This window comes from Mycobacterium sp. PS03-16 (assembly GCF_004570325.1).
Classification (GTDB): domain Bacteria; phylum Actinomycetota; class Actinomycetes; order Mycobacteriales; family Mycobacteriaceae; genus Mycobacterium.
Map to the genome: position 1 here is coordinate 25,825 of NZ_SPQO01000031.1, position 21,083 is coordinate 46,907.

14 protein-coding genes and 1 pseudogene are annotated in these 21,083 nt (G+C 70.1%); 8 read left to right on the forward strand and 7 right to left on the reverse strand.

The features are described 5' to 3' along the window. Positions 1-27 precede the first annotated feature (27 nt). The 3 genes from E4P42_RS21265 (at position 28) to E4P42_RS21275 (ending at position 3,144) form a co-directional block, all read left to right on the forward strand. Positions 28-1,299 (forward strand): DNA polymerase domain-containing protein, encoded by a 1,272-nt coding sequence (locus E4P42_RS21265; protein ID WP_135128060.1) that lies wholly within the window; start codon positions 28-30, stop codon positions 1,297-1,299. 209 nt (positions 1,300-1,508) lie between these two features. Further along, complete coding sequence (locus E4P42_RS21270) at positions 1,509-1,964, forward strand: STAS domain-containing protein (protein ID WP_135128061.1); 456 nt, start codon at positions 1,509-1,511, stop codon at positions 1,962-1,964. Positions 1,965-2,427: 463 nt separating this feature from the next. After that, positions 2,428-3,144, forward strand: a complete 717-nt coding sequence (locus E4P42_RS21275) for a GAF and ANTAR domain-containing protein (RefSeq protein ID WP_245234156.1) — start codon at positions 2,428-2,430, stop codon at positions 3,142-3,144. A 1-nt stretch (position 3,145) separates the two neighbouring features. Here the strand turns inward: E4P42_RS21275 and E4P42_RS21280 are convergent, their stop codons facing one another. Next, the gene (locus tag E4P42_RS21280) at positions 3,146-3,760 is read right to left on the reverse strand and encodes a class I SAM-dependent methyltransferase (protein ID WP_135128062.1); all 615 of its coding nucleotides are present in this window, start codon (positions 3,758-3,760) and stop codon (positions 3,146-3,148) included. 2 nt (positions 3,761-3,762) lie between these two features. Then, complete coding sequence (tenA, locus tag E4P42_RS21285; RefSeq protein WP_135128063.1) at positions 3,763-4,440, reverse strand: thiaminase II; 678 nt, start codon at positions 4,438-4,440, stop codon at positions 3,763-3,765. An 86-nt stretch (positions 4,441-4,526) separates the two neighbouring features. Here tenA and E4P42_RS21290 point away from each other — a divergent pair, with 86 nt between their 5' ends. Then, positions 4,527-5,738, forward strand: a complete 1,212-nt coding sequence (locus tag E4P42_RS21290; protein ID WP_135128064.1) for an NAD(P)/FAD-dependent oxidoreductase — start codon at positions 4,527-4,529, stop codon at positions 5,736-5,738. Here the strand turns inward: E4P42_RS21290 and E4P42_RS21295 are convergent. Next, the gene (locus tag E4P42_RS21295) at positions 5,722-6,660 is read right to left on the reverse strand and encodes a LysR family transcriptional regulator ArgP (RefSeq protein ID WP_371287063.1); all 939 of its coding nucleotides are present in this window, start codon (positions 6,658-6,660) and stop codon (positions 5,722-5,724) included. The two genes, E4P42_RS21290 and E4P42_RS21295, sit on opposite strands and share 17 nt — an antisense overlap. Positions 6,661-6,825: 165 nt before the next feature. Here E4P42_RS21295 and E4P42_RS27485 point away from each other — a divergent pair. Next, positions 6,826-7,941, forward strand: a pseudogene (locus E4P42_RS27485) (NCS2 family permease); the annotation flags it as partial. A 9-nt stretch (positions 7,942-7,950) separates the two neighbouring features. Here E4P42_RS27485 and E4P42_RS21305 read toward each other — a convergent pair. From E4P42_RS21305 to E4P42_RS21320, 4 genes are all read right to left on the reverse strand, one after another. Continuing rightward, positions 7,951-9,117, reverse strand: a complete 1,167-nt coding sequence (locus tag E4P42_RS21305) for a YihY/virulence factor BrkB family protein (protein WP_209305841.1) — start codon at positions 9,115-9,117, stop codon at positions 7,951-7,953. 81 nt (positions 9,118-9,198) lie between these two features. Continuing rightward, positions 9,199-9,528 (reverse strand): STAS domain-containing protein, encoded by a 330-nt coding sequence (locus tag E4P42_RS21310; protein ID WP_135128066.1) that lies wholly within the window; start codon positions 9,526-9,528, stop codon positions 9,199-9,201. After that, positions 9,528-13,685 carry a SpoIIE family protein phosphatase gene (locus E4P42_RS21315; RefSeq protein ID WP_245234157.1) on the reverse strand — a complete coding sequence of 1,386 codons (4,158 nt, stop codon included), beginning with the start codon at positions 13,683-13,685 and terminating at the stop codon, positions 9,528-9,530. Before E4P42_RS21315 ends, E4P42_RS21310 begins: the two co-directional genes overlap by 1 nt. 83 nt (positions 13,686-13,768) lie before the next feature. After that, on the reverse strand, positions 13,769-15,394 hold the full coding sequence (locus E4P42_RS21320) for a PucR family transcriptional regulator (protein WP_135128067.1): 1,626 nt from the start codon (positions 15,392-15,394) through the stop codon (positions 13,769-13,771). 135 nt (positions 15,395-15,529) lie between these two features. On the opposite strand from E4P42_RS21320, the gene E4P42_RS21325 reads away from it, so the two are divergent. The 3 genes from E4P42_RS21325 to treS all read left to right on the forward strand — a co-directional run bounded on the left by E4P42_RS21325 (position 15,530) and on the right by treS (position 20,961). Then, entirely contained in the window at positions 15,530-17,023 is a 1,494-nt protein-coding gene (locus E4P42_RS21325; RefSeq protein ID WP_135128068.1) for a CoA-acylating methylmalonate-semialdehyde dehydrogenase, read from the forward strand. A gap of 87 nt (positions 17,024-17,110) precedes the next feature. After that, a complete protein-coding gene (locus E4P42_RS21330; protein WP_135128069.1) occupies positions 17,111-18,493 on the forward strand; it encodes an aspartate aminotransferase family protein in 1,383 nt (460 codons plus the stop codon). A gap of 179 nt (positions 18,494-18,672) precedes the next feature. Then, complete coding sequence (gene treS, locus E4P42_RS21335; protein ID WP_135128070.1) at positions 18,673-20,961, forward strand: maltose alpha-D-glucosyltransferase; 2,289 nt, start codon at positions 18,673-18,675, stop codon at positions 20,959-20,961. Positions 20,962-21,083: the final 122 nt, after the last annotated feature.

A 21,083-nucleotide genomic window follows, 5' to 3' on the forward strand; every position in this document is an offset into this window, starting at 1 on the left:
CCGCGGCGCGTATCGGCAGTCCTTACCATGGCTGACATGGCCGGATCCCGAGCGCAGGGACTCTCGCTCGACATCGCCGGTCACCTGCTGACCGTGACCCATCCGGACAAGGTCGTGTTCCCGGCATTCGCCGGCCGCCCACCGATCACCAAGATCGACCTGATCGAGTACTACCTGTCCGTCGCCGACGGCGCCCTGCGAGGCGTGGCCGACCGGCCGATGATCCTCAAACGCTTCGTCAAGGGCATCACCGAGGAGGCGGTGTTCCAGAAGCGCGCACCCGAGAAGCGGCCCGACTACGTCGACGTGGCGGAGTTGAAGTACGCGTCCGGCACCTCGGCGCGCGAGGCGGTGATCCGCGATGCGGCCGGGCTGGCGTGGGCGGTGAACACCGGGTGCGTCGATCTCAACCCCCATCCCACCCGGTCGGGCGATCTCGCCCAGCCCGACGAACTGCGGGTTGACCTCGACCCGATGCCCGGCGTCGAGTGGCCGCAGATCATCGAGGTCGCGCTGGTGGCGCGGGAGGTCCTCGAAGACCACGGCCTGACCGCGTGGCCCAAGACGTCGGGATCGCGCGGCTTCCACATCTATGCGCGCATCGAACCGCGCTGGCCGTTCACATTCGTCCGGCTGGCCGCCCAGACGATCGCCCGCGAGGTGGAACGCCGGGCGCCCGAGCTGGCCACCAGCCGCTGGTGGAAGGAGGAGCGCGAGGGGGTGTTCGTCGACTTCAACCAGAACGCGTTCGACCGCACGGTGGCGTCGGCCTACTCCGTGCGCGCCACTCCGGATGCGCGGGTGTCCACCCCGCTGCGTTGGGACGAGGTGCCGGACTGCCGGCCCGAGGCGTTCACGATCGACACGGTGCCGGTGCGCTACGCCGAACTCGGCGACCCCTGGGAGTCGATGGACGACCATCCCGGCCGCCTCGACGCGCTGCTGGACCTGGCCGACCGGCTGGGCCCGGCCGAGAAGGCGCCCCGGGGCGCCCGGCGGGCGGACGGCAGCGGCCGCAGGCAGTCGGTGATGCCGCTGATCGAGGTTGCCCGCACCAAGACCAAACCCGAGGCGCTCGCCGCGCTCGACACCTGGCGCGCGCGTCATCCGGAGGCGGCCGAACGGCTGCAGCCGGCCGATGTCCTCATCGACGGGATGCGCGGCCCGAGTTCGATCTGGTACCGCATCCGGATCAACCTGCAGCACGTCCCCGAAGCGCAGCGGCCGCCGCAGGAGGCGCTGCTCGCCGACTACAGCCCGTGGGAGAACTACACCGGCGCTCAGGGGCGGCACACCTGATTCCGCGGCGGCAGCGAGCCAACCGGGCGGCCACGGCGGGGATACCGGCCGGTAACAATCCCATCACAAGACTTACGAATGCCGGTTCTTACCAAAGTATTAGCGGTAGCTCCCAGCGGCCTTAAATTCGCCGCATAACTTAGGCGTCAGGTTGAGGTGGCAACGCCACCGACACCACTCCAGCGAAACGTCCGACGGGGAGGCCGCTCATGACGATCACGAGCACGACCACTACTTCGAACGGTTCATTTCACTACGGAAATCCGGCATTCGACTGCGAGGGCGTCCGAATGCGAGCCCGCTGCCGCCAATTGGCGACGGTGGTCACCGTCACCGGTGACGTGGACGCCGCCAATGTGGACTGCGTCTTCGACTACGCCAAGCGCTTCGTCCTCGCGGAGAAGCCCTTTGTCCTCGACCTCAGCGGCCTGAATTCCTATGCCGAGGACTGCATCTCGCTGCTCTACGACATCGACGAGCAGTGCGCGAACGCCGGTGTCGAGTGGTCGGTGATCGGTAGCCAGCCGCTCCTGCAGGCGCTGCGCGCGGCCGGCGCCCTCGAAGACATGCCGGTCACCGCGTCGGTGCCCGAGGCGCTGCACCACTTCAGCGAAGGCATCCTCGCCCGCCGCCGCCTGCTGCCCCTCCTGACCAAGACCGCCTGACCAGAAAGGCGACACCATGCTTCTCGATGTTCGTTGGCTCAGCTTCCTGCTCAAGCGCCGCCGCCACGGCTTCCACCACATGGAGGCGATCACGGCCCGCGCCGCCTGATCCGACCCGGCCTGATCCGGCCGCCTGATCTCGCATCTCGACCGCCGTCCCGGCACATGCCGTGGCGGCGGTCGACTTATATGTGGGCGCGATAAGACCCACCCGCCTCGACTCCTTCGAACATGCTTTCGATCGCGCCACCCGGGTACGACACGAGGTCCGCCCGAAGACCGCACCAACCAAGCCAGAGATCAACCCTCCAAAAAGGACAACGTCACCACTGCACTCCCGCGCGATGCGCACGACGAAGCGCCCGCAGATTCGCGAAGATCGCTTTCGGGTATCCCATTTGCGAAGCGGAACCGGCGGGACGGCAACGGAAGATGTCCCGGTTCAGTCGAGGGGAATGGTTCAGTGACGCACGATCGCGAGGTGCATCTGCGCATCGCGGAATTGGTCAGGGAGGTCAACAGTGACTTCATCCCGGACATCGACACCGCGCTGTCGCGCCTGACGCGCTCCGCGGTCGAGTGTGTGCCGGGCGTCGCGGCCGCCGGCATCACCGTCACCGAACGCGGCCGACAGATCTCCACGCGGGCAGCCACCCAGGAGTACGCCGTCACACTCGACAACATCCAGCAACGCCACGGTGAGGGTCCTTGCCTGTCTGCGGCGAGGAATCACCACACCATCCGGATCGAAGACCTCACCAAGGACCAACGGTGGCCGCACTACCGGCACGACGCTCTCATCCAGACGCCGGTGCGGGCCCTGCTGTCCTTCGAGGTCTTCACCAGCAGGCAGACCATGGGCGCGCTCAATCTGTACGCCGAGGAGTCCCATGCCCTGGCCGAGGAGTCCGAGGAAGTGGGCCTGATCTTCGCCACCCACACCGCGATGGCGTGGAGCGCACTGCTGCGCGATACCCAGTTGCGCAGCGCGCTGGCCTCCCGCGACATCATCGGCCAGGCCAAGGGCATGCTGATGGAGCGCTTCGGCATCGACGCCGTGCGGGCGTTCGAACTGCTGACCAGGCTGTCACAGGAGTCGAATACGAAGGTCATCGACATCGCCCGCAAGATCATCGCGGCGGAGGACCATCGCGACGCCGCACTGCGGGACGGCAGCTGACTCAGTCGCTCGGCTTGATCCAGCGCCACTGCCCCGGCGTCCACTCGCTGGCGTCCGGCAGCGCATCCCCGACCGCGCCCACCACGCCCGGCCACAGCGACGGGTTGTAATCGTCACCGGACAGCCATCCGCCGGCGGCCACCTTCGGCGCCCAGGCGGCGATGTCGGCGCGCACGCTGTCGTAGTCGTGGCGGGCGTCGATGTGCACCCAGGCCAGCGCCCCGTCGTCGAACATCGTTGCGGCACTCAGCGAATCGGTGATGAGCAGGGTGACGAGATCGGCGAAGCCGCACGCCAGGACGTTGCGGTGCAGCAGGCCGGCGAAGGTGCCGCCGCCGTATTCGACCGCCGGTCCGTGCGCGTTGACCTGTCGCGGACCCTCCGGGCCGCTGCCCCGGCAGGTGTCGACGCCCACGATGCCGATCCGGCGACCGGACCGCTGGACCACCTCCGCCAGCGAGCACAGGCTACGGCCCAGGTAGGTCCCCACCTCGAGGAAGCGGACGCCGTCACCGAAGTGCTCGACGGCCTCCTCCTGCGCGCGGCGCCATCCGAACCAGCCGGGGATGTCCTCCCAGCGCGAGACGGGCTGGGCGAACGCGTCGGCGTGCGTCATGCTCAGACCGGCCAGGTCTCGCGCCGGTACGCCGCGTCCCAGAACATCCACTCGTAGCGCGACGTCGTGACGAAATGCGCGCGGGCGGTGGCCTCGTCGTCGGCGGTCAGCGTGGGTCCGATCCGGTCGGTGACCTCGAGGACCTCGGCGACGGTCGCGGCGAATTCCTCACCCCCGTAGCTGTCGATCCACAGCTGGTAGCGCGGGTCCGTCGAACCGCTCCCCAGCAGTTGCTCGCCCACCCGCGCATAGATCCAGTAGCACGGCAGCACCGCGGCCAGACCGTCGGCGAAGCTGCCGCCGTAGACGGTGGCCAGCAGATAGCTGGTGTACGCCCGCGTGGTCGGTGCCACCGGCACCTCGGCCAGCTGCGCCGGGTCGAGGCCCAACTGGGGCAGCAGCGTGTGGTGCAGCGCCATCTCGACGGTGTACACGTCGGCCGCGTGCCGGGAGAACATCGCGGTCTCGGTCAACGCCGGCGCCTTGGCCCCGACCACCGCGAGCGCGCGGGCGTAGTCGCGCAGGTAGTGCACATCCTGGGCGACGTAGTGGGCGAAGACGTCCGGATCCAGCGTGCCGTCGGTGAGCCCGCCGATGAACGGGTGGGACATGATCGCGGCGAAGACCGGCTCGATGTCCCGCCACAGCCGCAGTGACCAGCGTTCGGAAGGTGTAGTCATCGCCGTCAACGTAGCAGCGGCCGTTGGCGTCCGGGTGACCGCGCAAGAGCGTGCATGACTCACCGCACGGCGGGTACCAATCGTGGGTGACGGCCAGCCCCGAACGGATCGACGGTTTCTTCGATGTGCTGGTCGTCGGCGGCGGCAACGCCGGGATCAGCGCAGCGGCCCGGCTGCTGCGCCAAGGTGTCACCGACGTCGCGGTGATCGAGCCGCAGCATGTCCACACGTACCGGCCGCTGCTGTCGTACGTCGGCGGCGGTCAGGCCACGATGCGCGACGCCGAACGCACCCAGCGCTCGGTCATCCCCGACGGGTGCACCTGGCTGCACGACTCGGCCGCCCTGGTGGACCCGGTCAGTCGCACGGTGCGCTGCGTGTCGGGCCGCAGCTACCGCTACCGGGACCTGATCCTCGGCACCGGCCTGGTGCCCGACACCGACGCGCTGCCGGGCATCCACGCCGCACTCGACACCCCCGCCGTCGCAAGCAACTACCTCTACCGCGCCGACGAGACGTGGCAGCTGATCAAGTCGATGCCCCGGGGCGGGCACGCGGTGTTCACCGTGCCGCGTCCACCGGTCAGCTGCACAGGCACCACCATCAAACCGCTGTTCCTGGCGGCCGCGCACTGGAAGCGCACCGGGCGCCTGCCGGGAGTGGACATCACCCTGGTGATCGACCGCTCGGACCTGCTGCCCGCACCCGCGATCGACGCCCGCCTGCGCGAGCACCTCGCCGCGCTCGGCGTGCGGGTCCGGTACGACACCGCGGTCACCGGGCTGATGCCCGAGCGGCAGTGCATCGCCGTGCGCGGCGCCGACGGCGCCACCGCCGAACTGGACTACGACCTGCTGCACCTGGTGCCGCCGTTTCGCGGCCGCCGGTGGGTGGAGACATCGGGGCTGTGCGGTGCACAGCCGCACGGGCTGATCGACGTCGACGCCCGCACGTTCCGGCACCGCGCCCACTCCGGCATCTGGGCGGCCGGCGACGCCGCCGCCGTCGAGACCGACCCGTCCGGCGGCGCGTTGCGCCGCCAGATCAAGATCCTCGTCGACAACCTCCTCGCCGCCCGCGCCGACGGTGAATTGACCGAGTACGACGGCTACACCGTCGCCCCGGTCACCACCGACGCCCACCACCTGATCGCCGGCGAGTTCGACCGCTCCGGCGCGCTGTCCTCGTCGCTGCCGTCGTTCCTGGATCCGGTGAAGCCGCGCCGCAGCGCCTGGGCGTTCGACCGGTACGGGCTGCCGCAGAGCTACTGGCACCTGATCCTCAAGGGCCGGCTGTAGCCGAACCCCGCCGACGGGATCCCAACGATCCGGCCGCGGTGCGCACCGCGCCGGTGATCCGCCAGACCAGCGGGCTGTCCAGCTTCCAGCACTGCCAGTACAGCGGGACGTCGAGGTGGACGTCGGCGATCCGCACGAACGTGCCGTCGGCCAGTTCCGCCGCGGCCAGCTGCTCGGGATACATACCCCAGCCCAGCCCCGCGCGCACCGCGGCGCCGAACCCCTCCGCGGTCGGCACGTAGTGCACCGGGCGGGCCACCGGGCGCCGAAACGCCCGGCGCACCAACATGTCCTGGAGCGCATCGTCACGGTTCCACGCCAGCGACGGCGCCTGCGCCGCCGCGGCGGCGGTGAACCCCGACGGGAGGTGGCGGGCCACGTAGCCGGCGCTGGCCACCGGCACGTAACGCATCACCCCGAGCGGCTGCACCCGGCAGCCCGGCACCGCGGTCCGCTCGGTCGTCACCGCGCCCATCACCGCGCCCTCGCGCAGCAACCGGGCGGAGTGGTCCTGATCCTCGATGCTCAGGTCGAACAGCACCTCGGGCAGCTCGGCGAACACCGCGGTGAACCACGTCGCCATCGAATCGGCGTTGACCGCGATCGCGACCCGCGGTCGCGGCGCGGGGCCGGCCCCGCGCAGCTCCCCGAGCGCCTCGGCCTCCAGCAGCGCGGTCTGCGCGGCCAGCCGCAGCAGCGGGATGCCCGAAGGCGTTGCCCGGCAGGGTTTTTCGCGGACGATCAGCACCTGGCCGACGCGCTGCTCGAGCGCCTTGATGCGCTGGCTGACCGCCGACGGGGTCACGTTCAGCCGTTCGGCGGCGGCGTCGAAGCTGCCCGAGGAGATCACCGCGGCCAGTGCGGCCAGCTGATCGGCCGGCAGACGCACACCGTCGCCCGCCGGTTCGCCGCGCGTACTCACCCGTTCACGATAGAAAGTGCGCGGCCCCCGCCGCGCTGACTCGCCGTCGACGGTCTCTCACCCTAGGGTCAGGGCATGAATCGCCTCGATCGCTTCTTCGAGATCTCCGCGCGCGGGTCCACCGTCGGCGCCGAGGTCCGCGGCGGCCTGGTCACATTCATCGCGATGGCCTACATCATCGTGCTGAACCCGATCATCCTGTCCGGCTCGGAGGACGCCACCGGCGGGTCGTTGCAGTTCGCGCAGGTTTCGGCCACCACCGCGCTGGCCGCCGGGGTGATGACGCTGCTGTTCGGCGTCATCGCACGGATGCCGTTCGCGTTCGCCGCGGGGCTGGGGATCAACTCGTTCCTGGCGACCACCGTGGTCGGCGAGGTCAGTTGGGCCGAGGCGATGGGCCTGGTGGTCATCAACGGCCTGATCATCGTGCTGCTGGCGGTCACCGGCCTGCGGCGGCTGGTGTTCGACGCGGTGCCGATGCAGCTCAAACTCGCGATCACCGCGGGCATCGGGCTGTTCATCCTGTTCATCGGCCTGGTCGACGCCGGTTTCATCAGCTCCACCGGGCTGGCCTCCCCGCCGGTCGGGCTCGGTGCGGGCGGGCTGGGCTCGATCACCACCGTGCCCACGCTGATCTTCGTGTTCACGCTGCTGATCACCGGCGTGCTGGTGACCCGCCGGGTGCGCGGCGGCATCCTCATCGGGCTGATCACCGGGACCGTCATCGCAGTGATCGTGGAGGCGATCTGGGATCTCGGCTCGGCCCAGGAACGTCCCGGCGGCTGGGGACTGTCGGTGCCGCAGCTGTCGGGGTCGCCGTTCGCGCTGCCCGACCTGTCGCTGGTCGGCGAGTTCAGTCTCACCGGCGCCTTCGAACGCATCGGCGTCCTGGCCGCGGTGATGCTGGTCTTCACACTGGTGTTCGCGAACTTCTTCGACGCGATGGGCACCTTCACCGGGCTGTCCCGCGAGGCCGGCCTGGCCGATCAGAAAGGCACCTTCCCGCGACTGCGGTCGGCGCTGATCGTCGAGGGCGCCGGCGCGGCGGTCGGCGGCGCCACCTCGTCGTCGTCGAACACGGTGTTCATCGAATCCGGCGCCGGCATCGAGGAGGGCGCCCGCACCGGCCTGGCCAACCTGGTCACCGGGGTGCTGTTCCTGGCGGCGATGTTCATCTCACCGCTGGCCTCGATCGTGCCCACCGAGGTCGCCGCGGCGGCGCTGGTGATCGTCGGCGCGATGATGGTCTCCCAGGTGCGCCACATCGACCTGTCGGAATTCTCGGTCGCGCTACCGGTCGTGCTGACCGTTGCGACCATGCCGTTCAGTTACTCGATCGCCAACGGTATCGGCGTCGGGTTCATCTCCTGGGTCATCATCCGCTCCGGGGCCGGCCGCGCGCGTGAGATCAGCCCCCTGCTCTGGGTGGTGGCCGCCGGGTTCGTCATCTACTTCGCCCGCACCGGGATCGAGAGCCTGCTCGGGGCCTGAGGGGCCGTCCGGCGGGTTCGGCCGGAACGTCACCGCCACATGCTGAAAACCCTTGAGCCGCTCGGCTTTCGCCTTTCGGGTGTAGGTGCGACGGTCGGCGGGAGTGAGCGTCACCGCATCGGTGAACGGGGTCAGCAGCGCCCGCGGATACAGGCGGTCGACGCGCACCACATTCATCTCCGCGCACAGCACCAGGCTGACCGAGATCAGGTAGAGGAACGCCAGCAGGCCGAGCACCAGCGCGAACACCGTGTTGGTGGCGCTGGCCGAGCTGACCGTGCGCGCGACGTACCCGGCGCCGAACCACTGCAACAGCTGCCAGATCACCGCACCGGTCAGCGCGCCGGGCAGCACGTCGCGGTAGCTCAGTTCGCGAATCGTGGTGACGCGGAACGCCACCAGCAGGATCCCGGTGTTGATCACGATGGTCGCGATCACGATGCCGGCCGTGCCGAACAGTCCGAAGTTGTCCGCGGCGCGGGCGGTCGCGGCCAGCAGCGTCGCGGTGATCGCGGCCGAGCCGAGCACCAGCAACAGCAACAGGCTGCGGATCCGGGACCGGATCGGGTCGGGCCGCACGTTGCGGGGCACCGCCCACACGGTGTTCATCGCGTTCTGCACGGCCTGGCCGATCCCCGAGCCGCCGTACAGCGCGCCCAGGATGCCGACGACGACGGCGGCCACCCCGCCGCTGAGCTGCTCGGGCCGGGCCAGCTGTTCACCGATCAGCGGGAACTGGCTGACCGTGGCCTCCACCACCTGCTGCTGCAGCTCGGGACGCCCGACCAGCACCACACCGAGCACCGTGGTCAGCAACAGCAGCAGCGGGAACAGCGAGACGAACGCGTAGTAGGTGATCAGCGCGGCGAGATAGCCGCCCTGGTCGTCGACGTACTTGTAGAGCACCGCGAGCGCGTACCCCAGCGCACGGCTGCGCTGCTGCAGTCTGTCCAGCCAAGCGATCACCGTGCCCCACCTCTTCCGCCGGCAACCGATGCCGTCCGCCCGGCATACCCCATCTGACCGGCGCGGACACGTGCCCGGGGGTCAGGTGGCCCGCGAACCGTCGGCGGTGTGCACGTCGGCGAGCTCGCAGATCCCGCTGATCCGCAGCACCGGGATGAGGTACGGGTGGGCGATCACCCGCATCCGGGCCGCCTGATCGGCGTGGATCGCCAGCACGTTGACCGCGGCGCTGTCGAGGTATTCGACCGCGGCCAGGTCGACGGTTACCGCGGCCGCGGTGTCGCCGTCGAGCAGCGCGGTGAGCGCCGCGGTGAAGTCCTCGACATTGGACAGGTCGATCTCGCCGACGGCGATCAACCGAGGGTCCCCGTCGTCGCCGCGGTCGGCGCGGACGGTGAGCTCGGTGGCCATCACAGGATTCTCGCGTACATCCGGACCGTCGTCCCGTCGACCCCGGACTCGATGGACACGTCATCCATCAGACCTTCCATCAACGTGACACCGCGCCCGCGTCGCATGTCGGCGCCCGGCCGCGGCGTCTTCCACGAACCGGTGTCGGTGATCGTCAGCTCGAGCCGGTCGACGAGCGCGCTCGCGCGCAGCGTCACCGTCCCCGGTTGGTGCCGGTGACCGTGCTCGATCGCATTGGCGACCGCCTCGCCGGCCGCGATCAGCACGTTCATCGCCTGCTCGGGACTCAGCCCGGCCCGGCTCAGCCAGGAGCGCAGTGCCGAGCGGGAACCCGCGAGTTCGTCGGAGCGCGCCGGGAACACCGTGTCCAGCGGTGCGGGCTGCCGGTACAGCAGCAGCGCCACGTCGTCCTGGTAGCCGCCGTCGGGCGCCAGCGTGCCCATCAGGTTGTCGGCGATGTGGTCGAGGGCGTCGGAGCGGCCGTCGTGCACCAATCCCGCCGCCCGGCCGATCCCCTGGTCCAGGGGTGCGCGGCGGCGCTCCACCAGACCGTCGGTGTAGAGCAGCAACGTGGCCCGGGCCGGCAGGGTGACGCGGGCCTCGGGTCGCGGCTCGGCGGAGCGCAACGCGAGCGCGAACCCGCGGGCGTCGTCGAGGAGGCGACGCGAGCCGTCCGCACCGACGAGGATCGGCGGCGGGTGCCCGGCGCTGGAGTACACCAGTTCACCCGTATCGGGGGTGAGCACCGCGCAACACACGGTGGTGCAGCGTGCCCCCGGCAACCGGGCGGCGAAGCTGTCGAGTGCGGTGAGCGCCGCAGCCGGGCTCGGATTCTCCAGTAGCAGCGCCCGGCACGCGCTGCGCAGCTGGCCCATCACCGTGGCGGCCGCGAGATCGTGCCCGACGCAGTCCCCGACGATCATCGCGATACGCCCGTCGTCGAGGTCCACCACGTCGTACCAGTCACCGCCGACCTGCAGCGGCGGGCTGGCGGGGTGGTAGCGCACCGCGAAACCGCCGGGCAGCATGGCCGGACCGAGGATCGCGTGCTGAAGGGTCAGCGCGGTCTCGCGCTGCTGGTCGAGCTGGTGCACCCGGTGCAATCCCTGTCCCAGGCGGCCGGCCAGCACCGACAGCAGCGTGTCGTCCTCCGGCGTGAACGGACGCTGCTCGGCGAGTTCGATCCACAGCACCAGGACGCCGCGCGGATGTTGCAGGCCGATCGCGGCGGTGCCGTGCTCGTCGGTGTTGCTGGTCAGCGAATCCACCTCGCGCACAGCGGTGATGGTGGCGCGGTGCCGTTCAGGCAGCTCCTCCCACTGCACGGGCTCCCCGGCGCAGATCACGTCGACGACCTCGGCCGAGGTGGACACGTGCTGGGTGCGGAACGTGATCGCCAGAACGCGGCGCGCCTGCCACACCTGCAGCAGTTCCTCGGTGGCGGCGCGCAGGGCGCCGTCGACGGTGTCGGCGTCGGCGAGCTGTGCGTTCAACGCCGCCAGGGCGTTCTCGCGCTGCACCCGGTAGTGCTCGGCGGTGACGTCGCGGAAGGTGCCCACGATCACCCGGCGGCCGGTGTCGGGATCCTCGGCGGGGTTGAAGCTGACGTTGATCCACAGCCGGTGCCCGTCCCGATGGGTGACCGGAAACGTGTACTGCCCGCGGGTGCGGGACAGCGCCCCCGTGAGCGCCGTGCTGGTCTGCCGGTACCCCTCCGGGTCGGTGTCGGGGTCAGGCCACCACGGTTGCACCGGTTGGTACGGCAGCCCCTCCGGGCCGTAGCCGAGGATGTCGGTGAAGGCGGTGTTGATCTCGATCACCGCACCGCTCTCGTCGCAGACGAAGAACGCCTCCTGCAGGGAATCGATCAGCGCCGTGCGCCACCGGCTGTGATGGTTGCGCAGCCGGGCCAGCGCGACGTTCGCGCGCACCCGGGCGAGCAGTTCGGCCGCGGCGAACGGTTTGACCAGGTAGTCGTCGGCGCCGGCGGCCAGGCCTTCGATCGAGGCCTCCTGCCCGGCGCGGGCGGACAGCAGCAGCACCGGCAAGCCGACGGTGCGCGGGTCGGTGCGCAACGCCGCCACCAGCCCGAGGCCGTCCAGATCCGGCATCATCACATCGCTGATGATCAGGTCCGGCGGATCCGCGCGCACCGACTCCAGGGCCTGTCGCCCGTCGGTCACGGCGCTGACCGTGTACCCGGCGCCACGCAGGAGGTTGGTCAGGTAGTCGCGCATGTCCGCGTTGTCGTCGGCCACGAGCACCCGGGTGGCGGAGGTGGCGGTCCCGACGGCCGGGGTCAGTTCCGGTGCGGCGGGCGATGTGTCCGGGTCGGTCGGCAGCCAGCGCAGCGCCTCCTGCACATAGGGGTCGGCGATGTCGGAGACCGCGGGGATGTTGCGCGGCTCCGCGATGTCCGCGGCAGGCAGATGCGCCGAACCGACGGGAAGCCGAATGGTGAACGTCGACCCGACACCCTCCTGGCTGTCGGCGGTGATCGAACCTCCGTGCAGCGCAACGAGTTCACGCACCAGCGCCAGTCCGATACCGCTGCCCTCGCTGGAGCGCGCGCGGGCGGTCTCGATGCGGTGGAAGCGCTCGAACAGCTTCGGCATCTCGGTGGCGGGCACGCCGATACCGGTGTCGGAGACGGTGACCAGCGCGTCGGGCCCGTCGCTGCGCACCCGCACGGTCACCGAACCGTCGAAGGTGAACTTCAACGCGTTGGACAGCAGGTTGAGCAGCACCTTCTCCCACATGTCGCGGTCGATGTAGACGGGTTCGGACAGCGGTGGGCAGTCGACGACGAAGTCCAGGCCCGCCCGGTCGATCGCCGAGCGGAACACGCTGGCCAGTTCGGCGGTGACCGCGGCCAGGTCGACCGGTTCGAACCGGGCCTGCATCCGGCCGGCCTGGATCCGGGAGAAGTCGAGCAGGGTGTTGACCAGCTTGGCCAACCGCAATGCGTTGCGGTGCACCAGTTCCAGTTCACCGCGGGTCCGGTCGTCGAGGCGGTCGGGCGAGTTCCGCAGATCGGAGACGGGGCCGAGGATCAACGTCAGCGGCGTGCGGAACTCATGGCTGATGTTGGAGAAGAACGTGGTCTTGGCGCGGTCCAGCTCGGCGAGTTCCTCGGCCCGCTGCTGCTGCGCCCGGTAGCTGCGGGCGCTGAGGATGCCCGCGGCGATGTGCCCGGCGACCAGTTCGACGAAACCGCGGTAGGCCGCGTCGATGCGGCGGTGGCGGTTGAGCGCGGCGACGAAGAAGCCGACGGGCGTGGCCCCCTGGGAGATGAGTGGGACCACCAGCGCCTGGGTCGGCGGCGCCGCCCAGGCCCCGTGCGGCAGCCGCAGCGACTCGCCGTCGACATCCATCAGCACGGTCTCGCCGCGGGCCGGCTCGTCGACCGGCCACACCGACAAGCCCTGCGCCGGCAACGTTTCCGGTGCAGCCGGATGGCCCGGCGCGATGCCGCTGGCACCGGCGAGGTGGGCGTCACCGTGCTCGTCGAACAGATAGGTCAGCGTGAAGGGCAGATCGTGCGGATTGCGATCGAGCTGCTGGGCGCAGAAGTCCAGCAGCTCCCGCTCGGTACGCACGATGCTCGGATCCGATCCGAGATCGCGCAACGTGCTCATCCGCCGTTCACCGATGACGCGCTCGGTGTCCTCGCTGACCACACACAGCATGCCGACGACACCGCCGGACTCGTCGTGCAGCGGGCTGTAGGAGAAGGTGTGGTAGGTCTCCTCGGAGTAACCGGACCGCTCGAGGAACAACAGCAGCCCCGCGTCCCAGGTCGCCTCGCCGGTCGACAGGACGCGATCGATCCGCGGCCCGATGTCGGGCCAGATCTCGGCCCAGACCTCGCTGGCCGGCCGGCCCAGCGCCCACGGATACTTGCGCCCCAACGTATCCCGCCGGTACGCGGCGTTACAGAAGAACGTCAGCTCCGGACCCCAGGCCATCCACATCGGGAACCGGGACGCCAGCTGGATGCTGACCGCCGTGCGCAGGCTCTGCGGCCACTCCGACGGCGGCCCGAGCGAGGTGGTGGACCAGTCGACGGCGGACAGGTCGCGGCCCACGTCGGCGTCGGCACCGACGAGCGCGGACACCGACACCGTCGGCGATTCCCGCTCTTCCGCAGCGCTCACCCGTCTCCCTCTCGCGCGACCTGCCGCCCTCGTGTGCAGTGCAGGCTGCCCAAACCCCCGTGTGGCGAAACCCCGCCCGCGCCTCAGCCGCCGCGGGCCACCGCGGCGGGGTCGACCCGGCGGCGGGCGTCGAGGATCAGCATGGCCACGTGCAACGAGGTCATCGACTCCGCATCGTCGAGGTCGACGTCGAGCAGCCGGCCGATCGTGGCGAGGCGTTTGTAGAGGGCGGGCCTGCTGATGTGCAGCCGCTGCGCCAGTGCCGCCTTGTTGCCGGCCACCTCGAGGTAGCGGCGCAGCACCTCGAGGTGGGACAGGCCGCCGCCGGTGTCGTCGACCAGCAACGCCCGCAGTTCGGTCTCGGCGAACTGCTGTACCCGCGGGTCGTCGCGCAGCAGCGCGATCAGGCCGCGCAACCGGACGTCGGAGGCGCGGTAGAACGGCTGGGCGGGGCCCTGCATCGCGATCGCCACCTCGCCGACGTGGGCGGCCTCCCCGATGCCCTGGATCGCCGCGACGATCCCGGCCGCCGGGTCGCCCACCGCACACACCGATCGGGCGTTGCCGTCGATGCGCCGCAGCGCGGCGGCGAGCCGCTCGCCGAGCACGGTCAGCGCCCGCTGCCCCGCACCGCGGGCCGGGTCGAGCGCGACCAGCGCACTGATCTCGCCGTCGCGGCGGACCGAGCACAGCGCGGTGTGCCCCGCGGCGTTGACCGTGTGCGCCACCGCATCCAGCAGGGCGACGTTGTGCTGCTGCGCGGCAACCGGATCCACGTCGGGGGTGACGCGTTCCACCCGCACCACCACCGGCCGGTAGGCCGGCGCCGCGCGCAGACCCAGCGCATGGGCGCGAGCGGCGGCCTCACGTTCGTCGGTGATCCGGCCGGCCAGCACATCGTCGATCAGCCCGCTCTGCGCCTGCTGGTGCAGTCCGCTGCGATTGCGTTCGATCATCCGGTGCAGCGCCAGCGCGGCGGCCGCCCGTTCGAGCACCATCGTGGCGCGGGCCCGGTCCGCGGGCCGGCGCGGGACGATCAGCCGTCCCCACTCCTCGCCGCGCGGACCGACCGAGGTGACCGCCCACCCTTCAGCGCCGCCGTCGGCGGACGTCATCCGGGAGCGGCGCTCCCAGTCGCGCAGCAGCGTCGCGGCGGTGGCGCCGCCGGTCGCCACGGCCAGCGCCTGGTGGGCGAGGTCCTCGAGCACGACGGGTTCGGTGAGGATCCGCGCCGCGGCGTCGACGATGCCGGCCGCCGACGCCCGTTTCATGCTGAGGTCGGTGAACTCACGGTGCACCCGCCGGTCGAACTCCACCTCGTCGTACTGGGCGGCGACGATGCGGCGGTGCACGGCCTCGGTGACGTCGACGAACTTGATCTGGCGGTGCAGCGCGACCAGCGCCAGATCGAGTCGCTCGGCGAGTGCGGCCACCGGCGCGGGCACCGCCGCGAGCGCCGTGCCGAGTTCCACCACCAGCGCGACCGCACCGGCGTCGGCGAGGCCGCGCAGGTAGCGGTCGGGGTCCTCCCGCAGGCCGGCGCCGGTCGTCAGCACCAGCTCCCCGCCGGTCAGCAGCGCCGACATGTCCGCGACGTCGCCGACGTGTACCCACCGGATCGGGTCCTGCCACCGCCGGGCGCTGAGCACCTCCGGTGCACCGCCCTGCACCACGGGCAGACCGATCACGTCGGCCACCGTAAGGACCATTGACACACTGTAAGACTTCGGCTTGATTGCGTGACACAGTGCAGCCGTCGAGGGGCTTGCGGATACGGCAGGATCGACAGCGTCCCGCCGTGTCAACGAGGTCCGGCGCAGCCGAGAACAAGCGGAAGAAGATCGATGGCAGACGTAGTACAGCACTGGAGTGGCGGCAGCCTCTTCGCAGGCACCTCGGGCGCCACCGCCGACGTCACCAACCCGGCGACCGGTCAGGTCAGCGCGCAGGTCGCGCTCGCCAGCGTCGAGGACGCCCGCACGGTGATCGACGCCGCCGCGGCGGCCTACCCGGCGTGGCGGGACACCTCGCTGGCCAAGCGCACGCAGATTCTGTTCAACTTCCGCGAACTGCTCAACGCCCGCAAGGGCGAACTGGCCGAGCTCATCACCGCCGAACACGGCAAGGTCCTCTCCGATGCGCTGGGTGAGGTCACCCGCGGCCAGGAGGTCGTGGAATTCGCCTGCGGTATCCCGCATCTGCTCAAGGGCGGCTTCACCGAGAACGCCTCGACCAACGTCGACGTCTACTCGATCCGCCAGCCGCTGGGCGTGGTCGGCATCATCTCGCCGTTCAACTTCCCCGCCATGGTGCCGATGTGGTTCTTCCCCATCGCGATCGCCACCGGCAACACCGTCGTGCTCAAGCCGTCGGAGAAGGATCCGTCCGCGTCGCTGTGGCTGGCCAACCTGTGGAAAGAGGCCGGCCTGCCCGACGGTGTGTTCAACGTGCTGCAGGGCGACAAGACCGCCGTCGACGAACTGCTCACCAACCCGGCCGTCAAGTCCGTCTCGTTCGTCGGCTCCACGCCGATCGCCCAGTACGTCTACGCGACCGCCACCTCCGCGGGCAAGCGGGTTCAGGCGCTCGGCGGCGCCAAGAACCACGCCGTGATCCTGCCCGACGCCGACCTCGACCTGGCGGCGGACGCGATGATCAACGCCGGCTTCGGCTCGGCCGGGGAACGCTGCATGGCGATCAGCGCATGCGTGGCCGTCGGCCCGATCGCCGACGACCTGGTCGCCAAGATCGCCGAGCGCGCCCAGGGCATCAAGACCGGTGACGGCACCGGCGACGCCGACATGGGTCCGCTGGTCACCAAGGCCCACCGTGACAAGGTGGCGTCCTACATCGATGCCGGCGAGAGCGACGGCGCCAAGATCGTGGTCGACGGCCGCAGTGTGCAAGCCGACGGCGGTCAGGACGGGTTCTGGCTCGGGCCGACGCTGATCGACCATGTGAAGCCCGAGATGAGCGTGTACACCGACGAGATCTTCGGTCCCGTGCTCTCGGTCGTGCGCGTGGAGACCTACGACGAGGCGCTGGAACTGATCAACGCCAACCCGTACGGCAACGGCACCGCGATCTTCACCAACGACGGCGGCGCCGCCCGGCGGTTCCAGAACGAGGTCGAGGTCGGCATGGTCGGCATCAACGTGCCGATCCCGGTGCCGATGGCCTACTACAGCTTCGGCGGGTGGAAGAACTCGCTGTTCGGCGACAGCCACGCGCACGGCACCGAAGGCGTCAACTTCTTCACGCGCGGCAAGGCCATCACCCAGCGCTGGTTGGACCCGTCCCACGGCGGCATCAACCTCGGCTTCCCGCAGAACAAGTAACCGGCCCGCGAGAGTACGGTTGTTGCACGTGAAACCCGAGAGGGTCCGTCAACAACCGTGCGCTCGGCGCTACCAGAAAGTCCACTCATGACTGTCACCAACGAGGCCGCCGTCCTGCCCAACGGCCTGTCCGTCGAGGACGCCCGCGCGCAGGCCGCCCGCGCCTACGAACTCGACCGGGCACACGTCTTCCACTCGTGGTCGGCGCAGGCCGAGATCACGCCGATGACCGTGACCGCCGCCCAGGGCAGCTACCTGTGGGACGGTGAGGGCCGGCGCCTGCTGGACTTCTCGTCCCAGCTGGTCAACACCAACATCGGCCATCAGCACCCGAAGGTGGTCGCGGCGATCCAGGCGCAGGCCGCCAAGCTGTGCACAGTCGCGCCCCAGCACGCCAACGACGCCCGCTCCGAGGCGGCCCGGCTGATCGCCGAGCGCACTCCGGGCGAGCTGAACCGGGTGTTCTTCACCAACGGCGGCGCCGACGCGATCGAGCACGCCGTGCGGATGGCGCGGTTGCACACCGGCCGCTACAAGGTGCTGTCGCGGTACCGCAGCTACCACGGCGGCACCGAGACCGCGATCAACCTGACCGGGGACCCGCGGCGCTGGCCCAACGACCACGGCAACGCCGGCGTTGTCCACTTCTTCGGGCCGTTCCTGTACCGCACGCAGTTCCACGCGACCACCGAGGCCGAGGAGTCGGCCCGGGCGCTGGCCCACCTCGAGGACGTCATCCGGCTCGAGGGGCCGACGACGATCGCCGCGATCGTGCTGGAGTCCATCCCCGGCACGGCGGGCATCATGGTGCCGCCCCCGGGCTACCTGGCCGGCGTCCGTCAGATCTGCGACCGCTACGGCATCGTGATGATCGCCGACGAGGTGATGGCCGGATTCGGCCGCAGCGGCAAGTGGTTCGCGATCGACCACTTCGACGTGGTGCCCGACCTGCTCACCTTCGCCAAGGGCGTCAACTCCGGTTACGTCCCGCTCGGCGGCGTGGCGATCAGCCCGGCGATCGACGAGACCTTCGCCCACCGGCCGTACCCCGGCGGCCTGACCTACTCGGGTCACCCGCTGGCCACGGCCGCGGCGGTGGCGACCATCACCGCGATGACCGAGGAGGACATCGTCGGCAATGCGGCACGGATCGGCGCCGAGGTGCTCGGCCCCGGCCTCGCCGACATCGCCGCCCGCCATCCCAGCGTGGGCGAGGTGCGCGGGACCGGTGTGTTCTGGGCGATCGAGCTGGTCGCCGACCGCCAGACCCGTGAACCGCTGGCGCCCTACGGCGCCAGCAGCGCCGCGCTGAACGCGGTTGTCGCGGCGTGCAAGAACAACGGTCTGCTGCCGTTCGCGAACTTCAACCGCATCCACGCCGTCCCGCCCTGCACGGTCTCGGCCGAGGAGGCCCGCGAGGGGCTGGCGATCCTGGACGCGGCACTGGACGTCGCGGACTCGCACCTGTAGCAAGCACACCGGCAGCGCCCCGTCCCCGTCCTGGTGGGCGGGGCGCTGTCGCTGTCCGTAGGGTTGGTGGTCGGCCCACCGGGGCGCGTGCGCGACGAGGCGCCTGTTTCGAGATCGCCATGGGGTGGAACAACTCGGTGAAGGTCGAGCACGGCGGAATCGGTTCGTGAAGGGGATGCATGTCTGAGGCGCCACAGTCGGACATTCGGGCAGGCGACGATCAGGTCGTGCCGGACACCGATGACCAGCCCACCGACACGAACGAGCCGAGCTTCGACGAATATCTGCATCCGGCGCGGCCCCGCTCGCTGCGGTTCCGGCCCCGGGTGAAGACACCGTTCACCCGCCGGTCGGTCGCGCAGGACGGCCCGGCGACCGGGGACAACCCGGCGTACGTGTCGTGGCTGTTGGCGCAGTCGATGCTGGCCGACGCCAACCAGATCAGCCAGCAGTTCTCCGGGCAGGGCTCGATGTGGCAGAACCCGTACGCCACCCCCAGCCCGCGCGGCGCCGTGGAGACCGCGTCAGTATGGTTCACCGCCTATCCGCTGTCGCTGATCACCCGGCCCAACGAGTCGTTCCTCAAGGCGCTCGCCGACGATGACATGTGGAAGGCGTTCGCCGACATCGGCATCGAGGCCATCCACACCGGCCCGGTGAAGCGGGCCGGTGGGATCTCCGGCTGGCAGACCACGCCCAGCGTGGACGGCCACTTCGATCGCATCAGCACCGAGATCGATCCGGCGTTCGGCACCGAGGACGAGTTCCGCAAGATGTGCGGAACGGCCAACTGGTACGGCGGCACCGTGATCGACGACATCGTGCCCGGGCACACCGGCAAGGGCGCCGATTTCCGCCTGGCCGAGATGAAGTATGCCGACTACCCCGGCATTTACCACATGGTCGAGATCGATCCGCGCGACTGGGCGCACCTGCCCGACGTGCCCGCCGGCGCGGATTCGGTGAACATCGACACCGTCACCGAGGAGTGGCTGGACAAGGCCGGCTACATCATCGGCCGCCTGCAGCGGGTGATCTTCTACGCCGAGGGCATCAAGGAGACGAACTGGAGCGTCACCCGCCCGGTGGTCGGCATCGACGGTGTCGAGCGCCGCTGGGTGTACCTGCACTACTTCAAGGACGGTCAGCCGTCGATCAACTGGCTCGACCCGTCGTTCGCCGGGATGCGGCTGGTGATCGGCGACGCGCTGCACTCGCTGGCCGACCTGGGCACCGGCGGTCTGCGGCTGGACGCCAACGGTTTCCTGGGCGCGGAGAAGACCGCGGCCGAGGACGCGGTGGGCTGGTCGGAGGGTCATCCGCTGTCGGAGGCGGCCAACCACCTGATCGCGAGCATGGTGCGCAAGGTCGGCGGGTTCACGTTCCAGGAACTGAACCTGACCATCGACGACATCCGTCAGATCGGTGAGGCGGGCGCGGACCTGTCCTACGACTTCATCACCCGGCCCGCCTACCAGCACGCGCTGGCCACCGCGGACACCGAGTTCCTGCGGCTGTGCCTGCGCACCACGCTGGAACTCGGCGTCGATCCGGTCTCACTGGTGCACGCGCTGCAGAACCACGACGAACTGACCTACGAACTGGTGCACTGGTCACACGGTCACCGCGAGGACGTCTTCACCTACAAGGGTGAGGAGATCACCGGCGAGGCGCTCGGCGACCGGATCCGCGGTGACCTCAGCGATCGGCTGACCGGTGAAAAAGCCCCGTATAACCTGGTTTTCACCACCAACGGCATCGCGTGTACGACGGCCACCGTGATCGCGGCGACGCTGGGCATCAGCGATCTGGATGACATCACCGATCCGGCCGACCTGGACCGCATCCGCCGGGCACACCTGCTGCTGGCGATGTTCAACGCACTGCAACCGGGCGTCTTCGCGCTGTCGGGCTGGGATCTGTGCGGCATGCTGACGTTGCCGCCGTCGCAGATCGGTGAGCTGTTGCGCGGCGGCGACACCCGGTGGATCCACCGCGCCGCACACGATCTGATGGGCGTCAACCCCGGGGCGACGAAGTCGCTGGCGGGGATGCCGCGCGGCCGCAGCCTCTACGGGTCGCTCCCCGAGCAACTCGCCGACGAGACCAGCTTCGTGCGTCAACTGCAGGCCATCCTGCGGGTGCGCGCGCACTACGGCATCGCGACCAGCAGGCAGATCGACATCCCGGAGGTGTCACACCGCGGGATGCTGGTGCTGGTACACCAATTGGCCGAGGAGGGCCGCTACCAGCTGACCGTGCTGAACTTCGCCAACGAGGAGGTCGCAGGCACCGTCCGGTCCGAGGCGCTGCCGCCGGGGGCCACCGTGTCGGACATGTTCACCGGCCATACCTTGGCGACGGTGGATGATCTGCACAGTTTCGCGGTGGAAATGCCTGCGCATCACGGGATGTCGCTGCTGGTGGAGCTGCCGCCGGACGCCGGCGATCCACCAGCCGAGGCCTGAGGAAGACCTCGGCGGTCGACAGTTCGTCGCCGAGCCCGGCCGCGGCCAGCGCGTGTCGTTTGAACGCCGCGGCCGTGGCGCTCGTCGACGGCTGCACCTGATCGCCCTCGCCGTGCCGCGCC

Coding starts and splice junctions, on each gene's coding strand:
- E4P42_RS21265 (WP_135128060.1), top strand. CDS start 28: ATGGCTGACATGGCCGGATCCCGAGCGCAGGGACTCTCGCTCGACATC.
- E4P42_RS21270 (WP_135128061.1), top strand. CDS start 1,509: ATGACGATCACGAGCACGACCACTACTTCGAACGGTTCATTTCACTAC.
- E4P42_RS21280 (WP_135128062.1), bottom strand. CDS start 3,760: ATGACGCACGCCGACGCGTTCGCCCAGCCCGTCTCGCGCTGGGAGGAC.
- tenA (WP_135128063.1), bottom strand. CDS start 4,440: ATGACTACACCTTCCGAACGCTGGTCACTGCGGCTGTGGCGGGACATC.
- E4P42_RS21310 (WP_135128066.1), bottom strand. CDS start 9,528: ATGGCCACCGAGCTCACCGTCCGCGCCGACCGCGGCGACGACGGGGAC.
- E4P42_RS21320 (WP_135128067.1), bottom strand. CDS start 15,394: ATGGTCCTTACGGTGGCCGACGTGATCGGTCTGCCCGTGGTGCAGGGC.
- E4P42_RS21325 (WP_135128068.1), top strand. CDS start 15,530: ATGGCAGACGTAGTACAGCACTGGAGTGGCGGCAGCCTCTTCGCAGGC.
- E4P42_RS21330 (WP_135128069.1), top strand. CDS start 17,111: ATGACTGTCACCAACGAGGCCGCCGTCCTGCCCAACGGCCTGTCCGTC.
- treS (WP_135128070.1), top strand. CDS start 18,673: ATGTCTGAGGCGCCACAGTCGGACATTCGGGCAGGCGACGATCAGGTC.